This is a genomic window from Streptomyces sp. MS19, from assembly GCF_047200595.1.
Classification (GTDB): domain Bacteria; phylum Actinomycetota; class Actinomycetes; order Streptomycetales; family Streptomycetaceae; genus Streptomyces.
In genome coordinates this window covers 16,249-37,523 of the sequence record NZ_JBJZOH010000043.1, presented here as the reverse complement: position 1 = coordinate 37,523, position 21,275 = coordinate 16,249, and the positions used below count along the sequence as shown (strand labels likewise).

The window sequence follows — 21,275 nt, the reverse complement described above, 5'->3', positions numbered from 1 at the left end:
CAAGAGCGCCCTGATCACCCTCGTCGAGCACGCCCTCATGGCCCGCCTGCGCTGAGTCCGCCGCCCACGCCGCGCCGTGCGGCCGTTCGTCCGGTGCCACGTCGGCCAAGGTCTGCCCGAAAAGGAGCGGCGGCCGGCGCGGTGCATCGCAAGGCGCCGGATCGCCCTCGTGCCGGGCGCACTTGGGTGATGCGGCAACGCAGCGAGGTGCCGTGCCGGCCGTCGCGACGGGGCAGGCCTCGGCTGACGTGGCACTAGGCTGGTCCCGCAGTTTTCCCGGAACCGCACAGCCGGTTCACGAGCGGCCAGTGAAGGACGTACGCAGCCGTGCGCATCGCCAGATTCTCCATCGAGGGGACCGTTGGCTTCGGCGTGGTGGAGGAGGAGCCCGCCGAGGACGGCGGGCTCCAGCTCGACATCATCAAGGGCCACCCCTTCGCCGCGTTCGAACGGTCGGGGCGCCGCGTGCCGCTGAGCAAGGTCAGGCTGCTGCCGCCCGTCCTGCCCAGCAAGATCGTCGCGGTCGGCAGGAACTACGCCGAGCACGCCCGTGAGCTGGGCAACGAGGTGCCGGACGTCCCGATCACCTTCTTCAAGCCCTCCACGTCCGTGATCGGCTCGGGCGACCCCATCGCGTACCCGTCGATCTCGTCCGACGTCCACCACGAGGCCGAGCTGGCCGTCGTCATCGGCCGCCTGTGCCGCGACGTGCCCCGCGAACGCGCCCTGGATGTCGTCCTCGGCTACACCTGCGCGAACGACCTCACCGCCCGCGACGTGCAGCAGCGCGAGGCCCAGTGGGCGCGCGCCAAGGGCTTCGACACGTCCTGCCCGCTCGGCCCCTGGATCGAGACGGACCTCGACCCTGCCGACCTCGCCATCATGTGCACCGTCAACGGCGAGCAGCGCCAGCTCGGCCGCACCAGCCAGATGATCCGCGCCGTCGAGGACCTGATCGTGCACGTCTCCGAGTCGATGACGCTGCTCCCGCAGGACGTCATCCTCACCGGGACCCCCGCGGGCGTCGGCCCGCTCCACGTCGGCGACGAGGTCGCCGTCTCCATCGAAGGCATCGGCACTCTCACCAACAAGGTCGTCAAGCGTGACTAGCCCCTCCACCGTCCGCGTCCGTTTCTGCCCCTCCCCGACCGGCAACCCGCACGTCGGCCTGGTCCGCACCGCCCTGTTCAACTGGGCGTACGCGCGGCACCACGGCGGCACGACGGTCTTCCGCATCGAGGACACCGACGCGGCCCGCGACTCCGAGGAGTCGTACACCGCCCTGCTGGACGCCATGAGCTGGCTCGGCTTCGACTGGGACGAGGGCCCCGCCACCGGCGGCCCGCACGCGCCCTACCGCCAGTCCCAGCGGATGGGGATCTACGCCGACGTCGCCGCCCGCCTCCTCGACGCGGGGCACGCGTACCACTGCTACTGCACCGCCGAGGAGCTGGAGGAGCGCCGCGCCGCCGCCCGCGCCGCCGGCCGCCCCTCCGGGTACGACGGCCGCTGCCGCACCGTGACGCCGGAGCAGCGCGCCGCGTACGAGGCGGAGGGCCGGACGCCGATCGTCCGCTTCCGGATGCCGGACGAGCCGATCACGTTCACCGACCTGGTACGCGGCGAGCTGACCTTCGCCCCGGAGAACGTGCCGGACTACGGCATCGTGCGCGCGAACGGCGCGCCGCTCTACACGCTGGTCAACCCGGTGGACGACGCGCTGATGGAGATCACCCACGTCCTGCGCGGCGAGGACCTGCTCTCCTCCACGCCCCGGCAGATCGCGCTGTACCGGGCGCTCGCGGACATCGGCGTGGGCGGCGGTGGTGTGCCCGCCTTCGGGCACCTGCCGTATGTGATGGGCCAGGGCAACAAGAAGCTCTCCAAGCGCGACCCCGAGTCGTCCCTGAACCTCTACCGGGAGCGCGGCTTCCTGCCGGGCGCCCTGCTGAACTACCTGGCGCTGCTCGGCTGGTCGATCGCCGAGGACCGCGACATCTTCTCGATGGACGAGATGGTCGCCGCCTTCGACATCGGCGCGGTGAACGCGAACCCGGCGCGCTTCGACCTCGCCAAGGCCGAGGCGGTCAACGCGACGCACATCCGCGAGCGGCTGACGGCCGAGGAGTTCACGGCCGCCTGCGAGCCGTGGCTGCGCGCCCCGTACGCGCCGTGGAAGCCGGAGCAGTACGACCCGGCCGCCTTCGCCGCCCTCGCGCCGCTGGCCCAGACGCGGGTGACCGTGCTGTCCGACATCACCGAGAACGTCGACTTCCTCTTCCTCGACGAGCCGGTGGCGGACGAGAAGTCGTGGCAGAAGGCCATGAAGCCGGGCGCGGCGGCCGTCCTCGGCACCGCGCGGGAGAAGCTTGCGGCGCTGCCGGAGTGGACGGCCGAGGCCCTCAAGGAGGCCGTGCAGACGGCCGGCGAGGAGCACGGGCTGAAGCTGGGCAAGGCGCAGGCGCCGGTGCGTGTCGCGGTCACGGGCCGCACCGTGGGACTGCCGCTCTTCGAGTCCCTTGAGGTCCTGGGGCGCGACCGCACGCTGGCTCGCGTGGACGCGGCGCTGGCCCGCCTCACGGCCTGAGCACCGGGCGCCGCCGGCCCGCCGGGGAACCGGTTTTGGGGGACCCTTCTCGATCGGGTATTGTTTGGCGCGTCGCAAGGGACGGACCGGAAACGGGCCGCCGGAGCGATCACCCGGACAACACCCCTGGCGGGGTGGCGTTTTGGTGGGGTATGGTGTAATTGGCAGCACGACTGATTCTGGTTCAGTTAGTCTAGGTTCGAGTCCTGGTACCCCAGCGGTCTGTCTCAAGATCAAGCCCCCGTTGTGTAGCGGCCTAGCACGCTGCCCTCTCAAGGCAGTAGCGCCGGTTCGAATCCGGTCGGGGGTACGGTCCGGATCTCTTGTCGGTCCGGGTTCGGGGCCCCCGTTGTGTAGCGGCCTAGCACGCTGCCCTCTCAAGGCAGTAGCGCCGGTTCGAATCCGGTCGGGGGTACTCAGGGTCTTCGAGGATCATGCCGACGCCCCCCGCCTGTGGCGGGGGGTTTTCGCATGTCCGGGTCCGCCCGTCAGCCCGTGCCGGGCCCGCCCCGCCCATCAGCCCGTGCCGGGCCCGAAGCGCCGGGACGCCTCCTCGGCCTGGGCCAGCCGCCGCAGGTTCAGCAGCACGGGCTCATAGAGCACGGTGAGCGCCACGGCGGCCTCCAGCTGGGTGGTGGGCGCGTCGAAGTCCTCGATCAGCGCCACCTCGTGCCCGGCCAGCTCGCCTGCCAGCCTGCCGTAGGGGAGCAGCTGGCCGAGGTCGCAGGGGTAGCCGAGGCGCAGGAGCGTCGCGAGCGCGGCGACCAGCCCCTGGTGCGCCGGGTTGTCCGGGACCACGCGCCAGCCGAGCCGCCGCTGGAGCGTGTCGGCGGTCTCCCCCGCGGTACGGGCCGCCGCGTCGTCGCCGGGGGCCGTCGCGCCGGTCGGCAGGGCCGCCACTGCGGTGCCGAGCCGCTCCAGCTGGGGTGTGTCCTCGTCCTCCAGGGCGGCCAGGACCTCGCGGGCGGTCGCGACCGGCACGCGGCCCACATGGACCAGCGCGCGCACGAGCCGCAGGCGCCGCAGGTGCTCCTCGTCGTACTCGGCCTGGGTGGAGGAGATCCGCTCGCCGGGCGGCAGCAGTCCTTCCCGCAGGTAGTACTTGATCGTCGCGGTCGAGACCCCGCTGCGCGCGCTCAGCTCAGCCAGCCGCATGTGCACTCCTCGTCGATTCCCGCTTGCGCATCCCTTTGGGGAGTGGCACTATCCAACCATGGATAGTGAAGCTATCCAATCCTGTCGCCCGGTCACGGGGCGGCGGGCACGGCACGGACGAGGGGAGAGGCAGATGCCGAGGATCAACGAGGGCCGGATGACGGCGGCGGGCACCGGCGAGGTGACCGTCTTCCTGATCGGCATGCGGATCAACAGCTTCCGGCACCTGCGCAGCTGGTGGCCGACCTTCCGGGCGATGCCGCCCATGCTGTCCGAACTGGCCCGCGACAAGGACAGCGGGATGATCGGGTACCGGCTGCTCTTCGGCGGCCCGCGGCTGATCTACGTGGTGCAGTACTGGTCGTCGCACGAGAAGCTGCTCGCCTACGCGAGCGACCGCGAGGGGCGGCACCGCCCGGCCTGGGCGGCGTTCAACCGGCGGATGCGCGAGGGGCGCAACCGCGTGGGCTTCTGGCACGAGACCTATGTCGTCCCGGCGGGCGCCCACGAGGCGGTCTACGTCTCCATGCCGGACTTCGGCCTCGGCGCGGCGACCGGGGTGATACCCGTGGGCCGCCGCGGCGAACGGGCCGGTGACCGCCTCGCGGCCCGCACGGAGGCCGGGCCGGCGTCCGCGGCCTGACGGGTCGCGGCGGGCGGCCCCGTACGGGGGAGGGGGCGGTCAGGGGCCGCTGGTCAGCCGCCGTTGCGGCGGAGGGCCTCCGTGAGGCGCCCGGCGGCGTCCAGGAGTGCCTGGGCGTGCATCCGGCCCGGGTGGCGCGTCAGGCGCTCGATGGGCCCGGAGACGGACACCGCGGCGACCACGCGGTTGGACGGGCCGCGCACCGGCGCGGAGACGGAGGCCACGCCTGGCTCCCGCTCGCCGATGGACTGCGCCCAGCCGCGCCGCCTGACCCCGGAGAGCGCGGTGGCGGTGAACCGGGCGCCCTGGAGGCCGTGGTGCAGCCGCTCCGGCTCCTCCCAGGCCAGCAGGATCTGCGCGGCGGACCCGGCCTTCATCGGCAGCGTGGAGCCCACGGGCACGGTGTCCCGCAGTCCGGAGAGCCGCTCGGCCGCGGCCACGCAGATGCGCATGTCGCCCTGCCGCCGGTAGAGCTGGGCGCTCTCGCCCGTCAGGTCCCGCAGCTGGGTCAGGACGGGGCCCGCGGCGGCCAGCAGCCGGTCCTCGCCCGCGGCCGCCGCCAGTTCGGCGAGCCGGGGGCCGAGGACGAAGCGCCCCTGCATGTCGCGGGCCAGCAGCCGGTGGTACTCCAGTGCCACCGCCATCCGGTGCGCGGTCGGCCGGGCGAGGCCGGTCGCCCCGACCAGCGCCGCCAGTGTGGCCGGTCCTGACTCCAGCGCACCAAGGACCAGGGCCGCCTTGTCGAGCACGCCCACACCGCTGGTGTCACCGCTAGAGTTGTCCATGAAACGATACTCGCGTCTCACACTGTGAAACGCAAGCCCGCTTTTCGAGAGAAAGCGCAAGGCTGGGGGCATGCTCGCGGGATTCCCCGCGCGCAGGGGTCACCGTCCGGTGCGAGGGGAACGGACGGCGGTCCACCGACGATCAGCGGCGATTCCGGAGGGAAGGCCATGGGACGGACACTGGCGGAGAAAGTCTGGGACGACCACGTCGTCCGGCGCGCGGAGGGCGAGCCCGATCTGCTCTTCATCGATCTCCACCTGCTCCACGAGGTGACCAGCCCGCAGGCGTTCGACGGCCTGCGCAAGACCGGTCGCCGTGTGCGGCGCACGGACCTCACGATCGCCACCGAGGACCACAACACCCCGACCCTCGACATCGACAAGCCGATCGCCGACCCGGTCTCCCGCACGCAGCTGGAGACCCTGCGCAAGAACTGCGCCGAGTTCGGCGTCAGGCTGCACCCGCTGGGCGACAGCGAGCAGGGCGTCGTCCACGTGGTCGGCCCGCAGCTCGGCCTGACCCAGCCGGGCACCACCGTGGTCTGCGGCGACAGCCACACCTCGACGCACGGCGCCTTCGGCGCGCTGGCGTTCGGCATCGGCACCAGCCAGGTCGAGCACGTGCTCGCCACCCAGACGCTGCCGATGGCGCCGTTCCGTACCATGGCGGTCACGGTGCTGGGCGAGCTGCCCGAGGGCGTCACCGCCAAGGACCTGATCCTGGCGATCATCGCCCGCATCGGCACCGGCGGCGGCCAGGGTTATGTCATCGAGTACCGCGGCGAGGCCATCGAGAAGCTCTCGATGGAGGCCCGGATGACCATCTGCAACATGTCGATCGAGGCGGGCGCCCGCGCGGGCATGATCGCCCCCGACGACACCACCTTCGCCTACCTGGAGGGCCGCGACCACGCCCCGCGCGGCGCCGGCTGGGACGACGCCGTCGCCTACTGGCGGACGCTGCGCACCGACGACGACGCGGTCTTCGACCACGAGGTCGTCATCGACGCCGCCGAGCTGGCGCCGTTCGTCACCTGGGGCACCAACCCCGGCCAGGGCGCCCCGCTGTCCCAGAGCGTGCCGGACCCGGACTCCTTCACCGATCCGAACGAGCGGCTCGCCGCCGAGAAGGCGTTGGAGTACATGGGCCTGTCCGCCGGGCAGAAGCTCCGCGACATCTCCGTGGACACCGTCTTCGTCGGCTCCTGCACCAACGGGCGTATCGAGGACCTGCGGTCCGCCGCCTCCGTCCTGGAGGGCAGGACGATCGCCGAGGGCGTACGGATGCTCGTCGTCCCCGGCTCGGTGCGCGTCGCGCTCCAGGCCGTCGAGGAGGGGCTCGACAAGGTGTTCACGGCGGCGGGCGCCGAGTGGCGGCACGCCGGCTGTTCGATGTGTCTGGGCATGAACCCCGACCAGCTCTCGCCCGGCGAGCGCTGCGCCTCCACCTCCAACCGCAACTTCGAGGGCAGGCAGGGCAAGGGCGGCCGGACCCACCTGGTCTCGCCGCAGGTCGCCGCCGCCACCGCGGTCACCGGCCGCCTCGCGTCCCCGGCCGACCTGGCCGACGTCCCCACCCCCGTGGAGGTCTGAGCGACATGGAAGCATTCACCACCCACACGGGCCGCGCCGTCCCGCTGCGCCGCGGCAACGTGGACACGGACCAGATCATCCCGGCCCACTGGCTGAAGAAGGTCACCAGGGACGGCTTCGAGGACGGCCTGTTCGAGGCCTGGCGCAAGGACGCCTCGTTCGTCCTCAACCAGCCGGAGCGCCAGGGCGCCTCCGTCCTGGTCGCTGGCCCCGACTTCGGCACCGGCTCCTCCCGCGAGCACGCCGTGTGGGCCCTCCAGAACTACGGCTTCAGGGCCGTCGTCTCCTCCCGCTTCGCCGACATCTTCCGGGGCAACTCGCTCAAGAACGGGCTGCTGACGGTCGTCCTCCCGCAGGAGACCGTCGAGGCGCTGTGGAAGCTCACCGAGACCGACCCGGCCGCGGAGGTCACCGTGGACCTGGTGGCGCGCGAGGTCCGCGCCGAGGGCGTCACCGCCCCGTTCGAACTGGACGAGAACGCCCGCTGGCGCCTGCTCGAAGGCCTCGACGACATCAGCATCACGCTGCGGCACGAGGACGCCATCGCCGGCTACGAGGCCGGGCGCCCGGCCTGGAAGCCGCGCACACAGGCCGCCTGACGCCTCGTCGGCAGTCCCGCCGACACAGAAGCGAACGCCCCCACCGGCCCCCGCCCGGTGGGGGCGTTTCCGCGTGATCGCCGCCACCGACACGGGCGTTGGGGGCTTAGAGGGCGATACCGTCCTCAAGGTGGCACAATCGGCGCATGGAACGCGACGGTCAACTCGAACTCTACGACCTCGTCGCCGATCGCCTGAAGGACGCGCACCGCCGCGTGCGGGCCCTGCAAGTGCCCGCGGACGTACGGCAGGCTCTCACGCGGAAGCTGCTGGTCATCACCGCCGCGGCCAAGCAGGACCTGCCCGGTGCCGCCCGCCGTCTGGACCGGCTGATGGAGGACGTTGACGCGGACCGGCTGCCTCCGGGCCCGTCCCGCGACGGCCGTGACGGAACTCCGTGACGGCCGAGTTCGTTGCGACACAAGGGTGATTCGCCCGTTTCGCGTTTGATTTGCGATATATATCTGCCTAACGTGCGAAAAAGCTTGAACGCATTCGTTCCAGCAATGCCTGCGAAGGGGAAGACGTGAACAAGGCACAACTCGTAGAAGCGATTGCCGACAAGCTCGGTGGCCGTCAGCAGGCCGCGGACGCGGTCGATATCGTGCTCGACGCCATCATCCGCGCCGTGGTCGCCGGGGAGCGGGTCTCGGTGACCGGTTTCGGTTCGTTCGAGAAGGTGGACCGCCCGGCGCGCTACGCGCGGAACCCGCAGACCGGTGAGCGCGTGCGGGTCAAGAAGACCTCCGTCCCCCGCTTCCGCGCCGGGCAGGGCTTCAAGGACCTGGTGGCCGGGACGAAGAAGCTGCCGCGCAACGACGTCGCCGTCAAGAAGGCCCCCAAGGGCAGCCTGACCGCGGGCGCGGCCGGCGGCGCGGCCAAGAAGGCCACCACCAAGAAGGCGGCGGCGAAGAAGACGGCCGCGAAGAAGACCGCCACCGCCAAGAAGACCACCACGCAGAAGGCCGCCGCGGCGAAGAAGACGGCGAAGAAGGCCACCGGCAAGAAGACCGCCGCGAAGAAGGCCCCGGCCAAGAAGGCCACCGCCACCAAGGCCCCGGCCAAGCGGAGCTCCTCGCGCACCGCGACGAAGGCCGCCGCCCGCCGAGGGTGACGGCGCAAGGCGCTCGGCCACCGAGCGGGCCGGTCTCCCAACCGGAGCCCGGCCCGCCGCCGTTCACCCCCGGCCGCGCCCCGGAGCCGTCACCGCCCGGCCAGTAGGCTCGGGCACATGCAGGCCACCGCGTACACGTACGACCCCGCCACCCGTTCCGGCAGCGTGCTGCTGGACGACGGCACGCCCCTCGCCTTCGACGCCGACGCGTTCGACGCGGGGGGCCTGCGTCTGCTGCGGCCGGGGCAGCGCGTCCGCATCGAGGTCGAGGGGGAGGACGCGGCGCGCCGCGTCACCTTCCTGACGCTGCAAACGCTGTAAGCCGCCGCACGCCCGCCGCCGTCCTCGGCCCGACGCCGAGGGCGAGCGCCGCCCGCAGGTCCGCGCCGGTGTCCACGTCGCGCCGCGCGCCCGGCACCCCGTCGAGCAGCAGTTCGGCGGCACCCGACGCGCGGTGCCGCGCCCGCGACGGCCCGCCGAACGCCGGCCCGAGGTCCACTCCACCCGCCGCGGCGAGCAAGGTTGTTCCCACTCCGGCGGCGTCCGCCAGGAAGCTCCGCGCGTGCTGCGACGCCGCGCCGAGCACCCGCAGCAGTTCCGCGCCCCGCAGCGCGGGCAGATCCGCGTTCAAAGCGGCCACGGCGGCGTCCGGCCTGGCGGCCCGCGCGGTCGCGGCCCCGTACGCCAGCGCCGCGTTCAGCCCGCTGCCCGGCGCGTCCGGAACGACACGCGCGCCCGCTCGCGCCAATCGCCCCCCCGCCAGCGGATCGTCCGTCACCACCAGCACCTCGCGCACGGAAGCGCAGGTCAGCGCCGCCGCGACCGTGTCCTCGGCGAACGCGAGCGCGAGGAGCGGCCGTACCGCGTCCCCCGCCACATCGGCCAGCCTGCTCTTGGCCAGCCGCAGCGGCTTCAGGGGGACGATCAACGACCAGCGGGGTCCTTCCGTCGCGCTCACCACGCCATTCTCCCCCGGCCCGCCGCCGGGCCGGGGGCAGGTACGCGGCCGCCCGACACCGCCGGGACACCCGGGGATGGCCGTCGCGCTTCGGGCATCAGGGTGCAAACTTGGACCGTCGTGGCGTGCGGTGCCGCCGCTGGACAGCCCTACACCCCGGGGCGACACTTGTGCGACTGTCCGCGGCGGACCGCGCCGGAGCAGTCAAGAGGAGATGGTGTCCGAGTGTCTCGCCGCAGAATCGGCTTCTGGTACCGATTGGCCGCAATTCTGGTAAAACCGCCGCTCGTGGCGCTGTTCAACCGGGACTGGCGGGGAATGGAGCATATTCCCGCCGAGGGCGGATTCATCACCGCCGTGAATCACAACTCCTATCTCGACCCGCTGTCCTACGCGCACTTCCAGTACAACACCGGGCGCGTGCCGCGTTTCCTCGCCAAGGACAGCCTCTTCCGCAAGGGCTTCGTCGGCCGCTTCATGACCGGCACGGGCCAGATCCCCGTCTACCGCGAGACCTCCGACGCGGCGGACGCCTTCCGCGCCGCCGTCGCCGCCGTGCAGCGCGGCGAGTGCGTCGCGTTCTATCCCGAGGGCACCCTCACCCGCGACCCGGCGCTGTGGCCCATGGAGGCCAAGACCGGCGCCGCGCGCGTCGCGCTGAAGACCCGCGCGCCCGTGATCCCCGTGGCGCAGTGGGGCGCGCAGGCCGTCCTGCCGCCGTACGCGGGCTCGATCAGGCCGCGCCTGCGCCCCCGCAAGACCCTGACGGTCGTCGCCGGCGCGACCGTGGACCTCAGCGACTTCTACGACCGGGAGCCGACCGCCGACGTCCTGCGCGAGGTGTCTGACAGGATCATGGACGCCATCACCGTCCTGCTCGCCGGCATCCGCGACGAGACCCCGCCCGACCGGCGCCACGTGCACCGCAGGACTTCGGCCGACCGGCGTGGCACGCACCCCGCGCCTGAGGAGGAGAGAACGGAGTGACACGCGTCGCCGTCTACGGCACCGGCTCATGGGGGACGGCTTTCGCCATGATCCTCGCCGACGCGGGCTGCGAGGTGACGCTCTGGGCACGCCGCCCGGAGGTCGTCGAAGCCGTCAACACGACCCGGAGCAACCCCGACTACCTGCCGGGCTGCCTGCTGCCCGACGGGGTGCGGGCCACGACGGACCCGGGGGAGGCCGGCCGCGGCGCCGAGTTCAGCGTCCTGTCGGTGCCGTCCCAGACGCTGCGCGACAACCTCTCCGCCTGGGGCGGGCTGCTGGAGCCCGGCACCGTCCTCGTCTCCCTGATGAAGGGCGTCGAGCTGGGCAGCGCCAAGCGGATGAGCGAGGTCGTACGGGAGGTGGCGGGCGTCGGCCCCGAGCGCGTCGCCGTGCTCTCCGGGCCCAACCTGGCCGGGGAGATCGCCGAACGGCAGCCCGCCGCCGCCGTCGTCGCCTGCGCGGACGAGGACGTCGCCCGCCGCCTCCAGACGGCCTGCCACACCCCGTACTTCCGCCCGTACACGAACACCGACGTCGTCGGCTGCGAACTGGGCGGCGCGGTCAAGAACGTCATCGCGCTCGCCGTCGGGATCGCCGACGGCATGGGCCTGGGCGACAACACCAAGGCGTCCCTCATGACCCGAGGCCTCGCCGAGACCGCGCGGCTCGGCCAGGCGATGGGCGCCGACCCCAAGACGTTCGCCGGCCTCGCCGGGATGGGCGACCTGATCGCCACCTGCTCCTCGCCGCTGTCCCGCAACCACACCTTCGGCCTCAACCTCGGCCGCGGCATGACCGTCGCCGAGACCATCGCCGTCACCCGGCAGACGGCGGAGGGCGTCAAGTCCTGCCGCTCCATCCTCGACCTGGCGCGGCGGCACGGCGTGGAGATGCCGCTGACCGAGACGGTCGTCGGCATCGTCCACGAGGGCACGCAGCCCCTCGTCGCGGTCGGCGAGCTGATGTCGCGAACCGCCAAGGCCGAGCACCACTGACCGCAGCCCTCCCGTTAGGTAGCCTCACAGGGTTATGAGCAGCGAGAACTCCTCCCAGAGCCCCAAGCCGCGCGTCGCCGTCGTCTTCGGTGGCCGCAGCTCCGAGCACACCGTCTCGGTGGTCACCGCGGGCGCCGTCCTGCGCGCCATCGACCGCACGCGCTACGACGTGCTCCCCATCGGCATCACCGCCGACGGCCGCTGGACCCTGGCCGTCGACGACCCCGACCGCATGGCCATCAGCGGGCGCGAACTGCCCACCGTCGAGCGGATCGCCGAGCAGGGCACGGGAAGCGTCGTCCTGCCCGTCGACCCGGGCCGCCGCGACATCACGCTCGCCGAGGCCGGGTCGGTGCCGAAGGACCTCGGCGACGTGGACGTCGTCCTGCCGCTGCTCCACGGCCCGTACGGCGAGGACGGCACGCTCCAGGGCATGCTCGACCTCGCGGGGGTGCCGTACGCCGGCTCGGGCGTGCTGGCCTCCGCGGTCGGCATGGACAAGGAGTACATGAAGCGCGTCTTCCTCTCCTTCGGCCTGCCCGTCGGCCCGTTCACCGTCGTGCGCCCGCGCGAGTGGGAGCAGGACCCGGCCGGCGCGCGCCGCCGTGTCACCGACTTCGCCGCCGAACACGGCTGGCCCGTCTTCGTGAAGCCCGCGCGCGCCGGATCGTCCGTCGGCATCTCGCGGGTGACGGGCCCCGAGGGGCTCGACGCGGCGATCGCGGAGGCGCGCGCGCACGACCCGAAGGTCATCGTCGAGGCGCAGCTGACGGGCCGCGAGATCGAGTGCGGCGTGCTGGAGTTCGAGGACGGGCCGCGCGCCAGCCTGCCCGCCGAGATCCCGCCGAGCGCGACGCACGACTTCTACGACTTCGAGGCGAAGTACATCGACGCGTCCGAGGGCGTCGTCCCCGCGCCGCTCACCGAGGAGCAGACGGCTCGGATCAGGGCGCTGGCGCTGCGCGCGTTCGAGGCGGCGTCCTGCGAGGGCCTGGTGCGGGCGGACTTCTTCCTGCTGGACAACGGCGAGTTCGTCATCAACGAGATCAACACCATGCCCGGCTTCACACCGATCTCGATGTTCCCCCGTATGTGGGAGGCGACCGGCGTCAGCTACCCGGAACTGGTGGACCTGCTGCTCCAGGCGGCGCTGCGGCGCTCGACCGGCCTGCGCTGACCCCGGCCCAGGGCCGTGAACGGGCCGGGGGCGGGCGTCAGTCCGCCGCCGGGTCCGCGTGCAGTTCGTCGGGCGGGACGGTCGCCAGGATCGGGTCCGCGAGGTCGAGCAGCGGGTTGACCTCGGGCGCGTAGTCGTCCGGCACGACGACCTCCACGAAGTACTTCGACTCCGAGGTCGTGAACCTGACCCGGCCGTCCTCCTCGTCCACCAGCCACGCCACCTCGTTCACCGCCATCATGTCGGTGGTGTACGGGTCGTACTCCGGGTCGCCCGGCGTCATCTCCGGCGGGCGGCCGACGCCGCAGCGCAGCGTGACCGCCGGATCGCCCCAGGCGGCGACGTACGGCGAGTCGCCCTCCGTCGGCCGCCGGTCGTGGCCGTCCACACGTTCTGGCAGCGCGTCCGCCAGCGCGCGGCACACCTCGTCCGCCTCGCCCGACGGCGCGGGGGAGGGGGGCGCGACCTCGACGGGGCCCGTCGCGTCACCGCCCGAGCAGCCCGCCAGCGCGGCCTGGCAGGCGAGCAGCAGGGCCGCCGCGGCGAGCCCGGCCCGCCGGGGACCGACCGCGGAACGCCCGCCACCGCGGCGTACGGTGAGAGTCACCCGGCGAGCATACGGGGTGCTACAGATGGACGACGGGGCAGGTCAGGGTCCGCGTGATACCCGCCACGCGCTGGACCTGGGCGACGACGAGACGCCCCAGTTCGTCCACGGTGGCCGCCTCCGCCCTGACGATGACGTCATAGGGTCCCGTGACGTCGTCGGCCTGCACCACCCCCGGCATCTTGGCGATGACGTCGGCCACGGCCGACGCCCTGCCCACCTCGGTCTGGATCAGGATGTACGCCTGCACCACGGGTCCTCCACAGCGGCTACGAGGATTGGGGGCGCTACCGTAGCGCGTCACGACCGGCGCCGGGAGACCACGGCGGGCGCCGATCGCGGCAGGCGGAGCCGGGGCCGGCCGTTGCGGGGCCGGCCGGACGAGCGGGACGGACAAGAGGAGAGCTGAGTGAAGGGCAGTGTGGGGGAGCTGGGCGAGTTCGGCCTGATCCGGGAGCTGACCTCCCGGATCAGCGGGACACCCGCCGTACGGCTGGGCCCGGGGGACGACGCCGCGGTGATCGCGGCACCCGACCGCCGGGTCGTCGCCAGCACGGACATCCTGCTGGAGGGGCGGCACTTCCGGCGCGACTGGTCCACCGCGTACGACGTCGGGCGCAAGGGCGCGGCGCAGAACCTCGCCGACATCGCGGCGATGGGCGCCGTGCCCACCGCGATCCTCCTCGGCCTCGTCGTCCCCGCCGAACTCCCGGCCACCTGGCCCGTGGAGCTGATGGACGGCATCCGCGACGAGTGCCAGGTCGCCGGCGCGGGCGTCGCGGGCGGCGACGTGGTGCGCGGCGACACGATCACCGTCTCCATCACCGCGCTCGGCGACCTCGGCGGACGCGAGCCCGTCACCAGGACCGGCGCGCGGCCGGGGGACGTCGTCGCCGTCACCGGCTGGCTCGGCTGGTCGGCCGCCGGGCACGCGGTGCTCTCCCGCGGCTTCCGCTCGCCCCGCGCGTTCGTCGAGGCCCACCGCCGCCCCGAACCGCCCTACCTCGCGGGCCCGGCCGCCGCCGCGCTCGGCGCCACCGCCATGACCGACGTCAGCGACGGGCTGATCGCCGACCTCGGGCACATCGCGTCGGGCTCCAAGGTCCGCATCGACCTGCGCTCCGCCGCCCTCGACGTCCCCGCGCAGATGAACGACATCGGGCAGGCCGTCGGCGTGGACCCGCTGACCTGGGTGCTCACCGGCGGCGAGGACCACGCGATCGTCGCCGTCTTCCCGCCGGAGACCAAACTGCCCGCACGCTGGCGGACGATCGGCGAGGTGCTCCCGGCGCGCGCCAGGAACGTGCCGCCCGTCACCGTGGACGGCGCGGCCTGGGCGACGGCGGGCGGCTGGGACCACTTCTCCGCCTGACCGGCCCGCCCGCGTGGGACGCGCCCTGGGTACTGTGACCGCCATGCAGGCACCTCCACGCGTCCTGACCGTCGCGGGCTCCGACTCCGGCGGCGGCGCGGGCATCCAGGCCGACCTCAAGACCATGCTCGCGCTCGGCACCCACGGCATGAGCGTCATCACCGCCGTCACGGCGCAGAATTCCCTCGGCGTGCAGGGCGCGTGGGAACTGCCCGTGGAGGCGGTCACCGCCCAGTACCGCAGCGTCGTGGACGACATAGGCGTCCAGGCCGTCAAGACGGGCATGCTGGCGACGGCCGCGCTGGCCCGTACCGTCGCGGCGCTGCTTGCGACGACCGACGCGCCCGTGGTCGTCGATCCGGTCGGCGTCTCCAAGCACGGCGACCCGCTGCTCGCCGCCGACGCGCTCGACGCCGTACGCGCCGGACTGCTGCCCGCCGCCACCGTCGTGACGCCCAATCTGCCCGAGGTCGAGCAGCTCACCGGCGTCCGGGTCGGCTCCGAGGACGACATGCGGCGCGCGGCCGACGCGATGCTGGCGTTCGGCCCCCGCTGGGTGCTCGTCAAGGGCGGCCACCTGGACGGGCCCGCCACCGACCTGCTCACCGACGGCGCCGCCGAGCACTGGCTGCGCGCCCCCCGGCACGACAACCGCCATACGCACGGCACCGGCTGTACCCTCGCGTCCGCCGTCGCGGCGCGCCTGGCGCACGGCGACGACGTGCCCACGGCGGTGGCGGCGGCGAAGGAGTACGTGACGGCCGCCATAGCGGCGGGCTTCCCGCTGGGCGCGGGCATCGGCCCCGTGCACCACGGGCACGCGGGCGCCGCGTTCGGGTCCCGCTGACCTGCCGGGCCGTGCCGGGGCATGCAAGAGGCCGGCCCACCACGAGGTGGACCGGCCCGGGAAAGCCGCGGGGTGCTAGCGCGTGACCTTGCCCGCCTTGATGCACGAGGTGCAGGCGTTCAGGCGCTTCGGCGTCCCGTTCACGACAGCACGCACCCGCTGGATGTTGGGGTTCCAACGGCGGGGGGTGCGGCGGTGCGAGTGGGAGATGCTGTTGCCGAAGCCCGGCCCCTTGCCGCAGACGTCGCAGTTGGCAGCCACGGGTCACTCCAAAGACGGGTCACCACCGTGGAGACGGGGCGACGGATACGTACGCTGGGAAGCCGGGGCCGACGACCCCGGCGGGTCCGCCCGACGTCCGGCCGCCACACGGCGGCGACATCAGGCAACCGGGGCAGCATACCCCGGGCCGTCCCTATCAGGGAAATCGTTCCCCCGCCGCCCCCCGGGCCGGTGAGAGCATAGGCTGCCAGCGCGCGGGCGCCGGGGCTGCCCCGCGACGGACGAGACCGGACGACCGGGGAGGAGGCCCACGTGCCGCAGCCGCTCGACGCCGAGGCGGTACGGCGCTGGTGCCGGTTCTCCCTGGACGTGCTGGGCCGCGACCGCGAAGACATCGACGCGATCAACGTCTACCCGGTCGCGGACGGCGACACCGGGACCAACCTCTACCTCACCGTCGAATCGGCCGCCCAGGCCGTCGCGGCGGCGGACAGCGGCACCCCGACACTCGCCGACGCCGCCCGCGCCATGGCCCACGGCGCGCTGATCGGCGCGCGCGGCAACTCCGGCACCATCCTCGCCCAGCTGCTGCGCGGCATGGCCGACGTCCTCGCCGCCGGACCCGAGCCCGCCGGGCCCGACACGCTGCGCCGCGCCCTGCGCCACGCGGCGCGTTCCGCGTACGAGGCGGTCGCCCATCCCGTCGAGGGCACCATGCTCACCGTCGCCACGGCCGCGGCCGACGCCGCCGCCACGGCCCCCGGCGGCGCCCGTACCGCCGACATCGCCTCGGCCGCCTGCGACGGCGCCCGCCACGCCCTCGCCGCCACCCCCGGCCACCTCCAGGTGCTCGCCGACGCCGGTGTCGTGGACGCGGGCGGCAGCGGCCTGGTCGCCGTGCTCGACGCGCTCGACGCCGCGCTCTCCGGCCGCCCGCCCGCCGGACGGCCCGGCGAACGCCGCGGCCGCGCCCCCGGCCGCCGGGGCTGCGACGCCGCGCCCGCGGCCGACGCGGCGGGCACCGGCTACGAGGTGATCTACCTCCTGGACGCCCCGGACTCCGCCGTCGCCGCCCTGCGCGCCCGCCTCGACGCGCTCGGCGACTCCCTCGTCGTCGTCGGCGGCGACGGCCTGTGGAACGTGCACGTCCACACCGCGCGCCCCGGCGCCGCCGTCGAGGCCGGTGTCGAGGCGGGACGCCCGCACCGCATCGGCATCAGCGTGCTGACCGACGACGCCGCGCACCGCCCGCCGCGCGCCGACACCCGGACCGTCGTCTCCGTCATGCCGGGCGAAGGGCTCGCCGGGCTGTGCCGCGAGGCGGGCGCGACCGCCCTCACCGTCCACCCCGGCGAGCCGCCCGGCGGCGCCGAACTGGCCGCCGCCATCCTCGCCGCCCGCGCGGGCGAGGTCGTCCTGCTGCCCAACGACGACAGCCTCTGGCACGCCGCCTCCGCCGCCGCCGAGCAGGCGCGGGCCGCCGGGGTACGGGTCGCGGTGGTCCCCACCCGCTCGCCCGTGCAGGGCATCGCGGCGCTCGCCGTCCACGCGCCGGAGCGCCGGTTCGACGAGGACGTGGTCGCCATGACGGCCGCGGCGGGCGCCACCCGCTTCGGCGAGGTCGCGGTCGCGCAGCACGAGTCGTGGACCATGGCGGGCATCTGCCAGGCCGGGGACGTCCTCGGCCTGGTGGACGGCGATGTCGCGGTGATCGGCGGCGACCCCGGGCAGGTCGCCGCCGACGTGCTCGAACGGATGCTGTCGGCGGGCGGCGAGCTGGTCACCCTCGTCATCGGCGCGGGCGCGCCGTCCGGGCTGGCGGCGCGGCTGTGCGAGCAGGTGCGCCGCGGGCACCTGGGCGTGGACACCGTCGTCTGCGAGGGGCGGCAGGGCGTGCCGCTGCTGATCGGCGTCGAGTAGCACCCGCCGCGCGGCGGCCGGGCGGCCCGTACCGCGATTGTCGGTGCCATGGTGTGCAATGGGCCGTGTGACCGCGCTGTCCGAGCCCCTGGCCAAAGCCGTCGGCGGCACCACCGCCAAGGTGATGGCCGCCCATCTCGACCTGCACACCATCGGCGACCTCCTGCACCACTACCCGCGCCGCTACGCCGAGCGCGGGGAGCTGACGCGGCTCACCGAGCTGCCGCTCGACGAGCACGTGACGGTCGTCGCCGAGGTCGCGGACGCCCGCACCCTCTCGTTCAACCGGGGGCGCGGCCTGCGCCTCGAAGTCACCGTCACGGACGGCGCCGGGCGGCTCCAGCTCGTCTTCTTCGGCAGCCGCGCCGTACGGCACCACGAGCGGGTCCTGGTGCCCGGCAGGCGCGGCATGTTCGCGGGCAAGGTCGGCGTGTTCAACCGCCGCCTCCAGCTGTCCCACCCGGCCTACGAGCTGCTGGACGAGGAGAGCGGCGACGAGGCCGCCCGCGAGTTCGCGGGCCGCCCGCTGCCGCTCTACCCCGCCTGCAAGCAGCTGGAGTCCTGGCGGATCGCCAAGTCGGTCGGCGTCGTCCTCGACTCGCAGGAGGCCACCGGCTGGTCGGGCCTGGCCGACCCCCTGCCGCCCGCCCTGCTGGGCCGGCGCGAACTGCTGCCGCTGCCCGAGGCGTTCGAGAAGATCCACCGGCCGCGCTCCACGGCCGACGTCACCGCCGCGCGCACGCGCCTCAAGTGGGACGAGGCGTTCGTCCTCCAGGTCGCGCTCGCACGCCGCCGCCGCGCCGCCGCGCAGCAGGCCGCCGTGCCCCGCCGTCCGGCCCGGGACGGACTGCTGGCGGCGTTCGACGCCCGGCTGCCGTTCACCCTCACCGAGGGACAGCGCCGCGTGGGGGACGAGATCTTCGCCGACCTGGCCGCCGAACACCCCATGCACCGGCTGCTCCAGGGCGAGGTGGGCAGCGGCAAGACGCTGGTGGCGCTGCGCGCGATGCTCGCGGTCGCCGACTCGGGCGGCCAGTCCGCCCTGCTGGCGCCCACCGAGGTGCTCGCGCAGCAGCACCACCGCTCGCTCACCGCGATGCTGGGCGACCTGGCCGAGGGCGGCATGCTCGGCGGCTCCGAGCGCGGCACGCGCGTCGAACTGCTCACCGGCTCCATGGGCACGGCCGCCCGCCGCCGCGCCCTGCTCGCCGCCGCCACCGGCGAGGCGGGCATCGTCATCGGCACGCACGCCCTGATCGAGGACGTCGTCTCCTTCGACGACCTCGGCCTCGTCGTGGTGGACGAGCAGCACCGCTTCGGCGTCGAGCAGCGGGACGCCCTGCGCGCCAAGGGCGAACGGCCGCCGCATCTCCTCGTGATGACCGCGACCCCGATCCCGCGCACCGTCGCCATGACCGTCTTCGGCGACCTGGAGACGTCCGTCCTGGACCAGCTGCCGGAGGGCAGGTCGCCCATCGCCACCCATGTCGTCCCGGTCGCCGACAAGCCGCACTTCCTGACGCGGGCGTGGGAGCGCGTCACGGAGGAGGTGGCGGGCGGCCACCAGGCGTATGTCGTCTGCCCGCGCATCGGCGACGACACGGGCGGCGGGTCCGGCACCGGCGACCAGGACGCGGCGGGCGGCACGGACGGTCCCGACGGTACGGAGCGGCGCCCGCCGCTCGCCGTCCTCGACGTCGCGGAGAAGCTCGTCGCCGGGCCCCTCGCCGGCCTGCGGACCGCCGTGCTGCACGGCCGCCTCGCGCCCGACGCGAAGGACGACGTGATGCGCCGCTTCGCCGCGGGCGAGGTGGACGTCCTGGTGGCGACCACCGTGATCGAGGTCGGTGTCAACGTGCCGAACGCCACCGCCATGGTGATCATGGACGCCGACCGCTTCGGCGTCTCCCAGCTGCACCAGTTGCGCGGCCGGGTCGGGCGCGGCTCGGCGCCCGGCCTGTGCCTGCTCGTCACGGACGCGGCCGAGGGCGGCGCGGCGCGGACCCGGCTGGACGCGGTCGCCGCCACCACGGACGGCTTCGAGCTGTCCCGCATCGACCTGGAGCAGCGCCGCGAGGGCGACGTCCTGGGCGCCGCGCAGTCCGGCGGCCGCAGCAGCCTGCGGGTGCTGGCCGTCATCGAGGACGAGGACGTCATCGCCGAGGCGCGCGCGGAGGCCGCCGCGCTGGTGGACCGCGACCCGGACCTGACCGGCGTCCCCGGCCTGCGCACGGCGCTCGACGCCCTGCTCGACGCGGACCGCGAGGAGTTCCTGGAGAAGGGCTGACCGCGCCCGGACGACGCGTCTGACGGGCCGTCAATTGTCAGTGGTGCCTGGGAGAATGGACCCAGTCCGCGGCGATCCATCCGGGATTGCCCGCGGCCGGACCACTGGGGGTTGCCCGCATGGCATTCCGGCACATCAACGAACTGCCGCTCGGCGACAAGGTCTTCCGCATCGAGCTGGCCAGTGACGACGACATCACCGTGACCCTGACCCTGACCGGCTGGCGCGAGGCGCTGCCCGAGGTCCCGCTCGCCTCCGGATCGCTCACCATGCCCCTGGCGGAGGTCCCGGCCCTGCGCATCGCGTTCAACCGCGGGCTCAGGGCCCTCGCCCTCGCCGCCGACGTCGCCGAACCCATCCCCGACCGCGACATCCTCCGCGAACTCTTCCCCGGCCACGGCGCCCCCTGGATACCGCAGCACGAGGAGGACCTCACCCAGCGCTTCCACGCGGGCGAGACGATCGCGCGCATAGCCGCCCGCTTCGGCCGCACCCCGGACTCGGTGCGCACCAAGCTGCGCGAGCTGGGCCACGACCCGCGCCGCCCGGAGTACTGCCCGCCCGACGGCTGCCTCTCCTGGTCGCGATACGTCTCACCGGCTCTCGTCGGTGCCCCCGGGGAGCACACGGCCGCGGAGTGACCCGGCGCGGACCGGCCGGGCGCAACGGCGCACCCCGCCCGGCCGGTCCGGCTCCTCCGGGGCCCCGGCGCCCCGCGGCCGCATCGTCATCCCGTGCTGCGTTCTCTTTCCGTGCTGCGTTCTCTTTCGGTAAAAGGCACCCCTACGCAGCAGCCGGGGCACTACGGTGTGTGCCCCCGCAGCCGGGTCAGGGCGCGTCGAACCGGGAGGAATCCGCATGACCGATCAGCCAGAGTCCCTGCCGGGGGACGACGTCCCCTCGGTGGAGGAGCTGGAGTGGCTGTTCCACCAGGGCCCGCCGGCCCGGACCGCCGGCGGACCCGCCGGCCGGGTCCCCGGCCCGCGCGTCCATCCGGAGCGCCGCGACTATCCGGGGCGCGACTCGTCCGACCACGCCAGGCGCCTGCTGCGCCGGGCCGTCAACCCGGACCGGCCGGGCGAGGAGACCCTGCGCCTCCTCGCCGCCGCCCGCGGCTACCTCATCGAGCGCATGCCCGAGCCCGGCGGCCGGTCCGCGGGCCGCTGGTGCTCGGTCTACGCACACGCCTTCCTGCTCGCCGACCACAGCGAACTGTGCCTCTACGAACTGGAGCACGACCAGACCCCCGACGGCCGCCTCGTCTGCGAGGTCTACCCCGACGAGAGCGCCGCCGGACGGGCCGCCAGGCGGCACGCCCGCCCCCTCCGGGGCGACACCCCCGCCTGACCCGGCAGGCTCCCCCCGCCCCGGCCCGTATAGCGTGGTGGGCGTACGGACGGCCTGGCGACGGCCACGACGACGCA

General features: G+C 73.9%; 23 protein-coding genes and 3 tRNA genes. 20 read left to right on the top strand and 6 right to left on the bottom strand.

All coding sequences use genetic code 11. The features are described from left to right. The first annotated feature begins 327 nt into the window (after positions 1-327). From ACL02R_RS26620 to ACL02R_RS26600, 5 genes are all read left to right on the top strand, one after another. Complete coding sequence (locus ACL02R_RS26620; RefSeq protein ID WP_412799506.1) at positions 328-1,110, top strand: fumarylacetoacetate hydrolase family protein; 783 nt, start codon at positions 328-330, stop codon at positions 1,108-1,110. Further along, on the top strand, positions 1,103-2,587 hold the full coding sequence (gltX, locus tag ACL02R_RS26615) for a glutamate--tRNA ligase (protein WP_412799505.1): 1,485 nt from the start codon (positions 1,103-1,105) through the stop codon (positions 2,585-2,587). The genes ACL02R_RS26620 and gltX overlap by 8 nt, the downstream gene beginning before the upstream one ends. A 146-nt stretch (positions 2,588-2,733) precedes the next feature. Next, positions 2,734-2,805: transfer RNA gene (locus ACL02R_RS26610), tRNA-Gln, on the top strand. A 19-nt stretch (positions 2,806-2,824) separates the two neighbouring features. Further along, positions 2,825-2,897, top strand: a tRNA-Glu gene (locus ACL02R_RS26605). A 32-nt stretch (positions 2,898-2,929) separates the two neighbouring features. Beyond that, positions 2,930-3,002, top strand: a tRNA-Glu gene (locus ACL02R_RS26600). Between the two features lie 101 nt (positions 3,003-3,103). On the opposite strand, the gene ACL02R_RS26595 is transcribed toward ACL02R_RS26600, so the two are convergent. Further along, a complete protein-coding gene (locus tag ACL02R_RS26595) occupies positions 3,104-3,742 on the bottom strand; it encodes a MerR family transcriptional regulator (protein WP_412799504.1) in 639 nt (212 codons plus the stop codon). 133 nt (positions 3,743-3,875) lie between these two features. On the opposite strand from ACL02R_RS26595, the gene ACL02R_RS26590 reads away from it, so the two are divergent. After that, the gene (locus ACL02R_RS26590; RefSeq protein WP_412799503.1) at positions 3,876-4,385 is read left to right on the top strand and encodes a DUF4188 domain-containing protein; all 510 of its coding nucleotides are present in this window, start codon (positions 3,876-3,878) and stop codon (positions 4,383-4,385) included. 53 nt (positions 4,386-4,438) lie between these two features. Here ACL02R_RS26590 and ACL02R_RS26585 read toward each other — a convergent pair whose 3' ends face one another. After that, a complete protein-coding gene (locus tag ACL02R_RS26585; RefSeq protein WP_362968187.1) occupies positions 4,439-5,170 on the bottom strand; it encodes an IclR family transcriptional regulator in 732 nt (243 codons plus the stop codon). Between the two features lie 168 nt (positions 5,171-5,338). On the opposite strand from ACL02R_RS26585, the gene leuC reads away from it, so the two are divergent. The 5 genes from leuC to ACL02R_RS26560 all read left to right on the top strand — a co-directional run bounded on the left by leuC (position 5,339) and on the right by ACL02R_RS26560 (position 8,797). Further along, positions 5,339-6,763, top strand: coding sequence for a 3-isopropylmalate dehydratase large subunit (leuC, locus tag ACL02R_RS26580; RefSeq protein WP_412799502.1), 1,425 nt, complete (start codon positions 5,339-5,341; stop codon positions 6,761-6,763). A gap of 5 nt (positions 6,764-6,768) precedes the next feature. After that, entirely contained in the window at positions 6,769-7,362 is a 594-nt protein-coding gene (leuD, locus tag ACL02R_RS26575; RefSeq protein ID WP_412799501.1) for a 3-isopropylmalate dehydratase small subunit, read from the top strand. Positions 7,363-7,508: 146 nt separating this feature from the next. Then, positions 7,509-7,763 (top strand): hypothetical protein, encoded by a 255-nt coding sequence (locus ACL02R_RS26570; protein ID WP_362968190.1) that lies wholly within the window; start codon positions 7,509-7,511, stop codon positions 7,761-7,763. 125 nt (positions 7,764-7,888) lie between these two features. Further along, a complete protein-coding gene (locus ACL02R_RS26565) occupies positions 7,889-8,476 on the top strand; it encodes an HU family DNA-binding protein (protein WP_412799500.1) in 588 nt (195 codons plus the stop codon). A gap of 117 nt (positions 8,477-8,593) precedes the next feature. After that, a complete protein-coding gene (locus tag ACL02R_RS26560; RefSeq protein ID WP_398849130.1) occupies positions 8,594-8,797 on the top strand; it encodes a hypothetical protein in 204 nt (67 codons plus the stop codon). On the opposite strand, the gene cofC is transcribed toward ACL02R_RS26560, so the two are convergent. Beyond that, entirely contained in the window at positions 8,769-9,434 is a 666-nt protein-coding gene (gene cofC, locus ACL02R_RS26555) for a 2-phospho-L-lactate guanylyltransferase (protein ID WP_412799499.1), read from the bottom strand. The genes ACL02R_RS26560 and cofC overlap by 29 nt on opposite strands. Before the next feature lie 225 nt (positions 9,435-9,659). Here cofC and ACL02R_RS26550 point away from each other — a divergent pair, with 225 nt between their 5' ends. Genes ACL02R_RS26550 through ACL02R_RS26540 form a run of 3 tightly spaced genes read left to right on the top strand, consistent with a single transcriptional unit; the run spans position 9,660 to position 12,596 of the window. Then, positions 9,660-10,421 carry a lysophospholipid acyltransferase family protein gene (locus tag ACL02R_RS26550; RefSeq protein WP_412799498.1) on the top strand — a complete coding sequence of 254 codons (762 nt, stop codon included), beginning with the start codon at positions 9,660-9,662 and terminating at the stop codon, positions 10,419-10,421. Continuing rightward, positions 10,418-11,419, top strand: coding sequence for an NAD(P)H-dependent glycerol-3-phosphate dehydrogenase (locus tag ACL02R_RS26545; RefSeq protein ID WP_412799497.1), 1,002 nt, complete (start codon positions 10,418-10,420; stop codon positions 11,417-11,419). Before ACL02R_RS26550 ends, ACL02R_RS26545 begins: the two co-directional genes overlap by 4 nt. A gap of 34 nt (positions 11,420-11,453) precedes the next feature. Further along, a complete protein-coding gene (locus tag ACL02R_RS26540; protein ID WP_412799496.1) occupies positions 11,454-12,596 on the top strand; it encodes a D-alanine--D-alanine ligase family protein in 1,143 nt (380 codons plus the stop codon). A gap of 37 nt (positions 12,597-12,633) precedes the next feature. Here ACL02R_RS26540 and ACL02R_RS26535 read toward each other — a convergent pair whose 3' ends face one another. Then, positions 12,634-13,203 (bottom strand): DUF3515 domain-containing protein, encoded by a 570-nt coding sequence (locus ACL02R_RS26535; protein WP_412799495.1) that lies wholly within the window; start codon positions 13,201-13,203, stop codon positions 12,634-12,636. Positions 13,204-13,222: 19 nt separating this feature from the next. Next, positions 13,223-13,456 (bottom strand): Lrp/AsnC family transcriptional regulator, encoded by a 234-nt coding sequence (locus ACL02R_RS26530; protein WP_362968201.1) that lies wholly within the window; start codon positions 13,454-13,456, stop codon positions 13,223-13,225. Between the two features lie 156 nt (positions 13,457-13,612). Here ACL02R_RS26530 and ACL02R_RS26525 point away from each other — a divergent pair, with 156 nt between their 5' ends. Beyond that, positions 13,613-14,575, top strand: coding sequence for a thiamine-phosphate kinase (locus ACL02R_RS26525; RefSeq protein WP_412799494.1), 963 nt, complete (start codon positions 13,613-13,615; stop codon positions 14,573-14,575). 43 nt (positions 14,576-14,618) lie between these two features. Further along, positions 14,619-15,422, top strand: coding sequence for a bifunctional hydroxymethylpyrimidine kinase/phosphomethylpyrimidine kinase (gene thiD / locus ACL02R_RS26520; RefSeq protein ID WP_412799493.1), 804 nt, complete (start codon positions 14,619-14,621; stop codon positions 15,420-15,422). 75 nt (positions 15,423-15,497) lie between these two features. Here thiD and rpmB read toward each other — a convergent pair whose 3' ends face one another. Then, on the bottom strand, positions 15,498-15,683 hold the full coding sequence (rpmB, locus tag ACL02R_RS26515; protein WP_129842680.1) for a 50S ribosomal protein L28: 186 nt from the start codon (positions 15,681-15,683) through the stop codon (positions 15,498-15,500). Positions 15,684-15,956: 273 nt separating this feature from the next. On the opposite strand from rpmB, the gene ACL02R_RS26510 reads away from it, so the two are divergent. The 4 genes from ACL02R_RS26510 to ACL02R_RS26495 all read left to right on the top strand — a co-directional run bounded on the left by ACL02R_RS26510 (position 15,957) and on the right by ACL02R_RS26495 (position 21,198). After that, positions 15,957-17,564, top strand: coding sequence for a DAK2 domain-containing protein (locus ACL02R_RS26510; protein WP_412799492.1), 1,608 nt, complete (start codon positions 15,957-15,959; stop codon positions 17,562-17,564). A 58-nt stretch (positions 17,565-17,622) separates the two neighbouring features. Beyond that, a complete protein-coding gene (recG, locus tag ACL02R_RS26505) occupies positions 17,623-19,851 on the top strand; it encodes an ATP-dependent DNA helicase RecG (RefSeq protein ID WP_412799491.1) in 2,229 nt (742 codons plus the stop codon). A 119-nt stretch (positions 19,852-19,970) separates the two neighbouring features. After that, complete coding sequence (locus ACL02R_RS26500) at positions 19,971-20,492, top strand: hypothetical protein (protein WP_412799490.1); 522 nt, start codon at positions 19,971-19,973, stop codon at positions 20,490-20,492. Positions 20,493-20,709: 217 nt separating this feature from the next. After that, complete coding sequence (locus ACL02R_RS26495) at positions 20,710-21,198, top strand: DUF6227 family protein (RefSeq protein ID WP_412799489.1); 489 nt, start codon at positions 20,710-20,712, stop codon at positions 21,196-21,198. The last annotated feature ends 77 nt before the right edge of the window (positions 21,199-21,275 follow it).

Excerpts from the sequence above, each read along its gene's own strand:
- ACL02R_RS26500 (WP_412799490.1), top strand. The coding sequence starts at position 19,971 with ATGGCATTCCGGCACATCAACGAACTGCCGCTCGGCGACAAGGTCTTC.
- leuC (WP_412799502.1), top strand. The coding sequence starts at position 5,339 with ATGGGACGGACACTGGCGGAGAAAGTCTGGGACGACCACGTCGTCCGG.
- ACL02R_RS26585 (WP_362968187.1), bottom strand. The coding sequence starts at position 5,170 with ATGGACAACTCTAGCGGTGACACCAGCGGTGTGGGCGTGCTCGACAAG.
- ACL02R_RS26495 (WP_412799489.1), top strand. The coding sequence starts at position 20,710 with ATGACCGATCAGCCAGAGTCCCTGCCGGGGGACGACGTCCCCTCGGTG.
- recG (WP_412799491.1), top strand. The coding sequence starts at position 17,623 with ATGGGCCGTGTGACCGCGCTGTCCGAGCCCCTGGCCAAAGCCGTCGGC.
- ACL02R_RS26540 (WP_412799496.1), top strand. The coding sequence starts at position 11,454 with ATGAGCAGCGAGAACTCCTCCCAGAGCCCCAAGCCGCGCGTCGCCGTC.
- ACL02R_RS26590 (WP_412799503.1), top strand. The coding sequence starts at position 3,876 with ATGCCGAGGATCAACGAGGGCCGGATGACGGCGGCGGGCACCGGCGAG.
- ACL02R_RS26570 (WP_362968190.1), top strand. The coding sequence starts at position 7,509 with ATGGAACGCGACGGTCAACTCGAACTCTACGACCTCGTCGCCGATCGC.
- leuD (WP_412799501.1), top strand. The coding sequence starts at position 6,769 with ATGGAAGCATTCACCACCCACACGGGCCGCGCCGTCCCGCTGCGCCGC.
- thiD (WP_412799493.1), top strand. The coding sequence starts at position 14,619 with ATGCAGGCACCTCCACGCGTCCTGACCGTCGCGGGCTCCGACTCCGGC.
- ACL02R_RS26595 (WP_412799504.1), bottom strand. The coding sequence starts at position 3,742 with ATGCGGCTGGCTGAGCTGAGCGCGCGCAGCGGGGTCTCGACCGCGACG.
- ACL02R_RS26560 (WP_398849130.1), top strand. The coding sequence starts at position 8,594 with ATGCAGGCCACCGCGTACACGTACGACCCCGCCACCCGTTCCGGCAGC.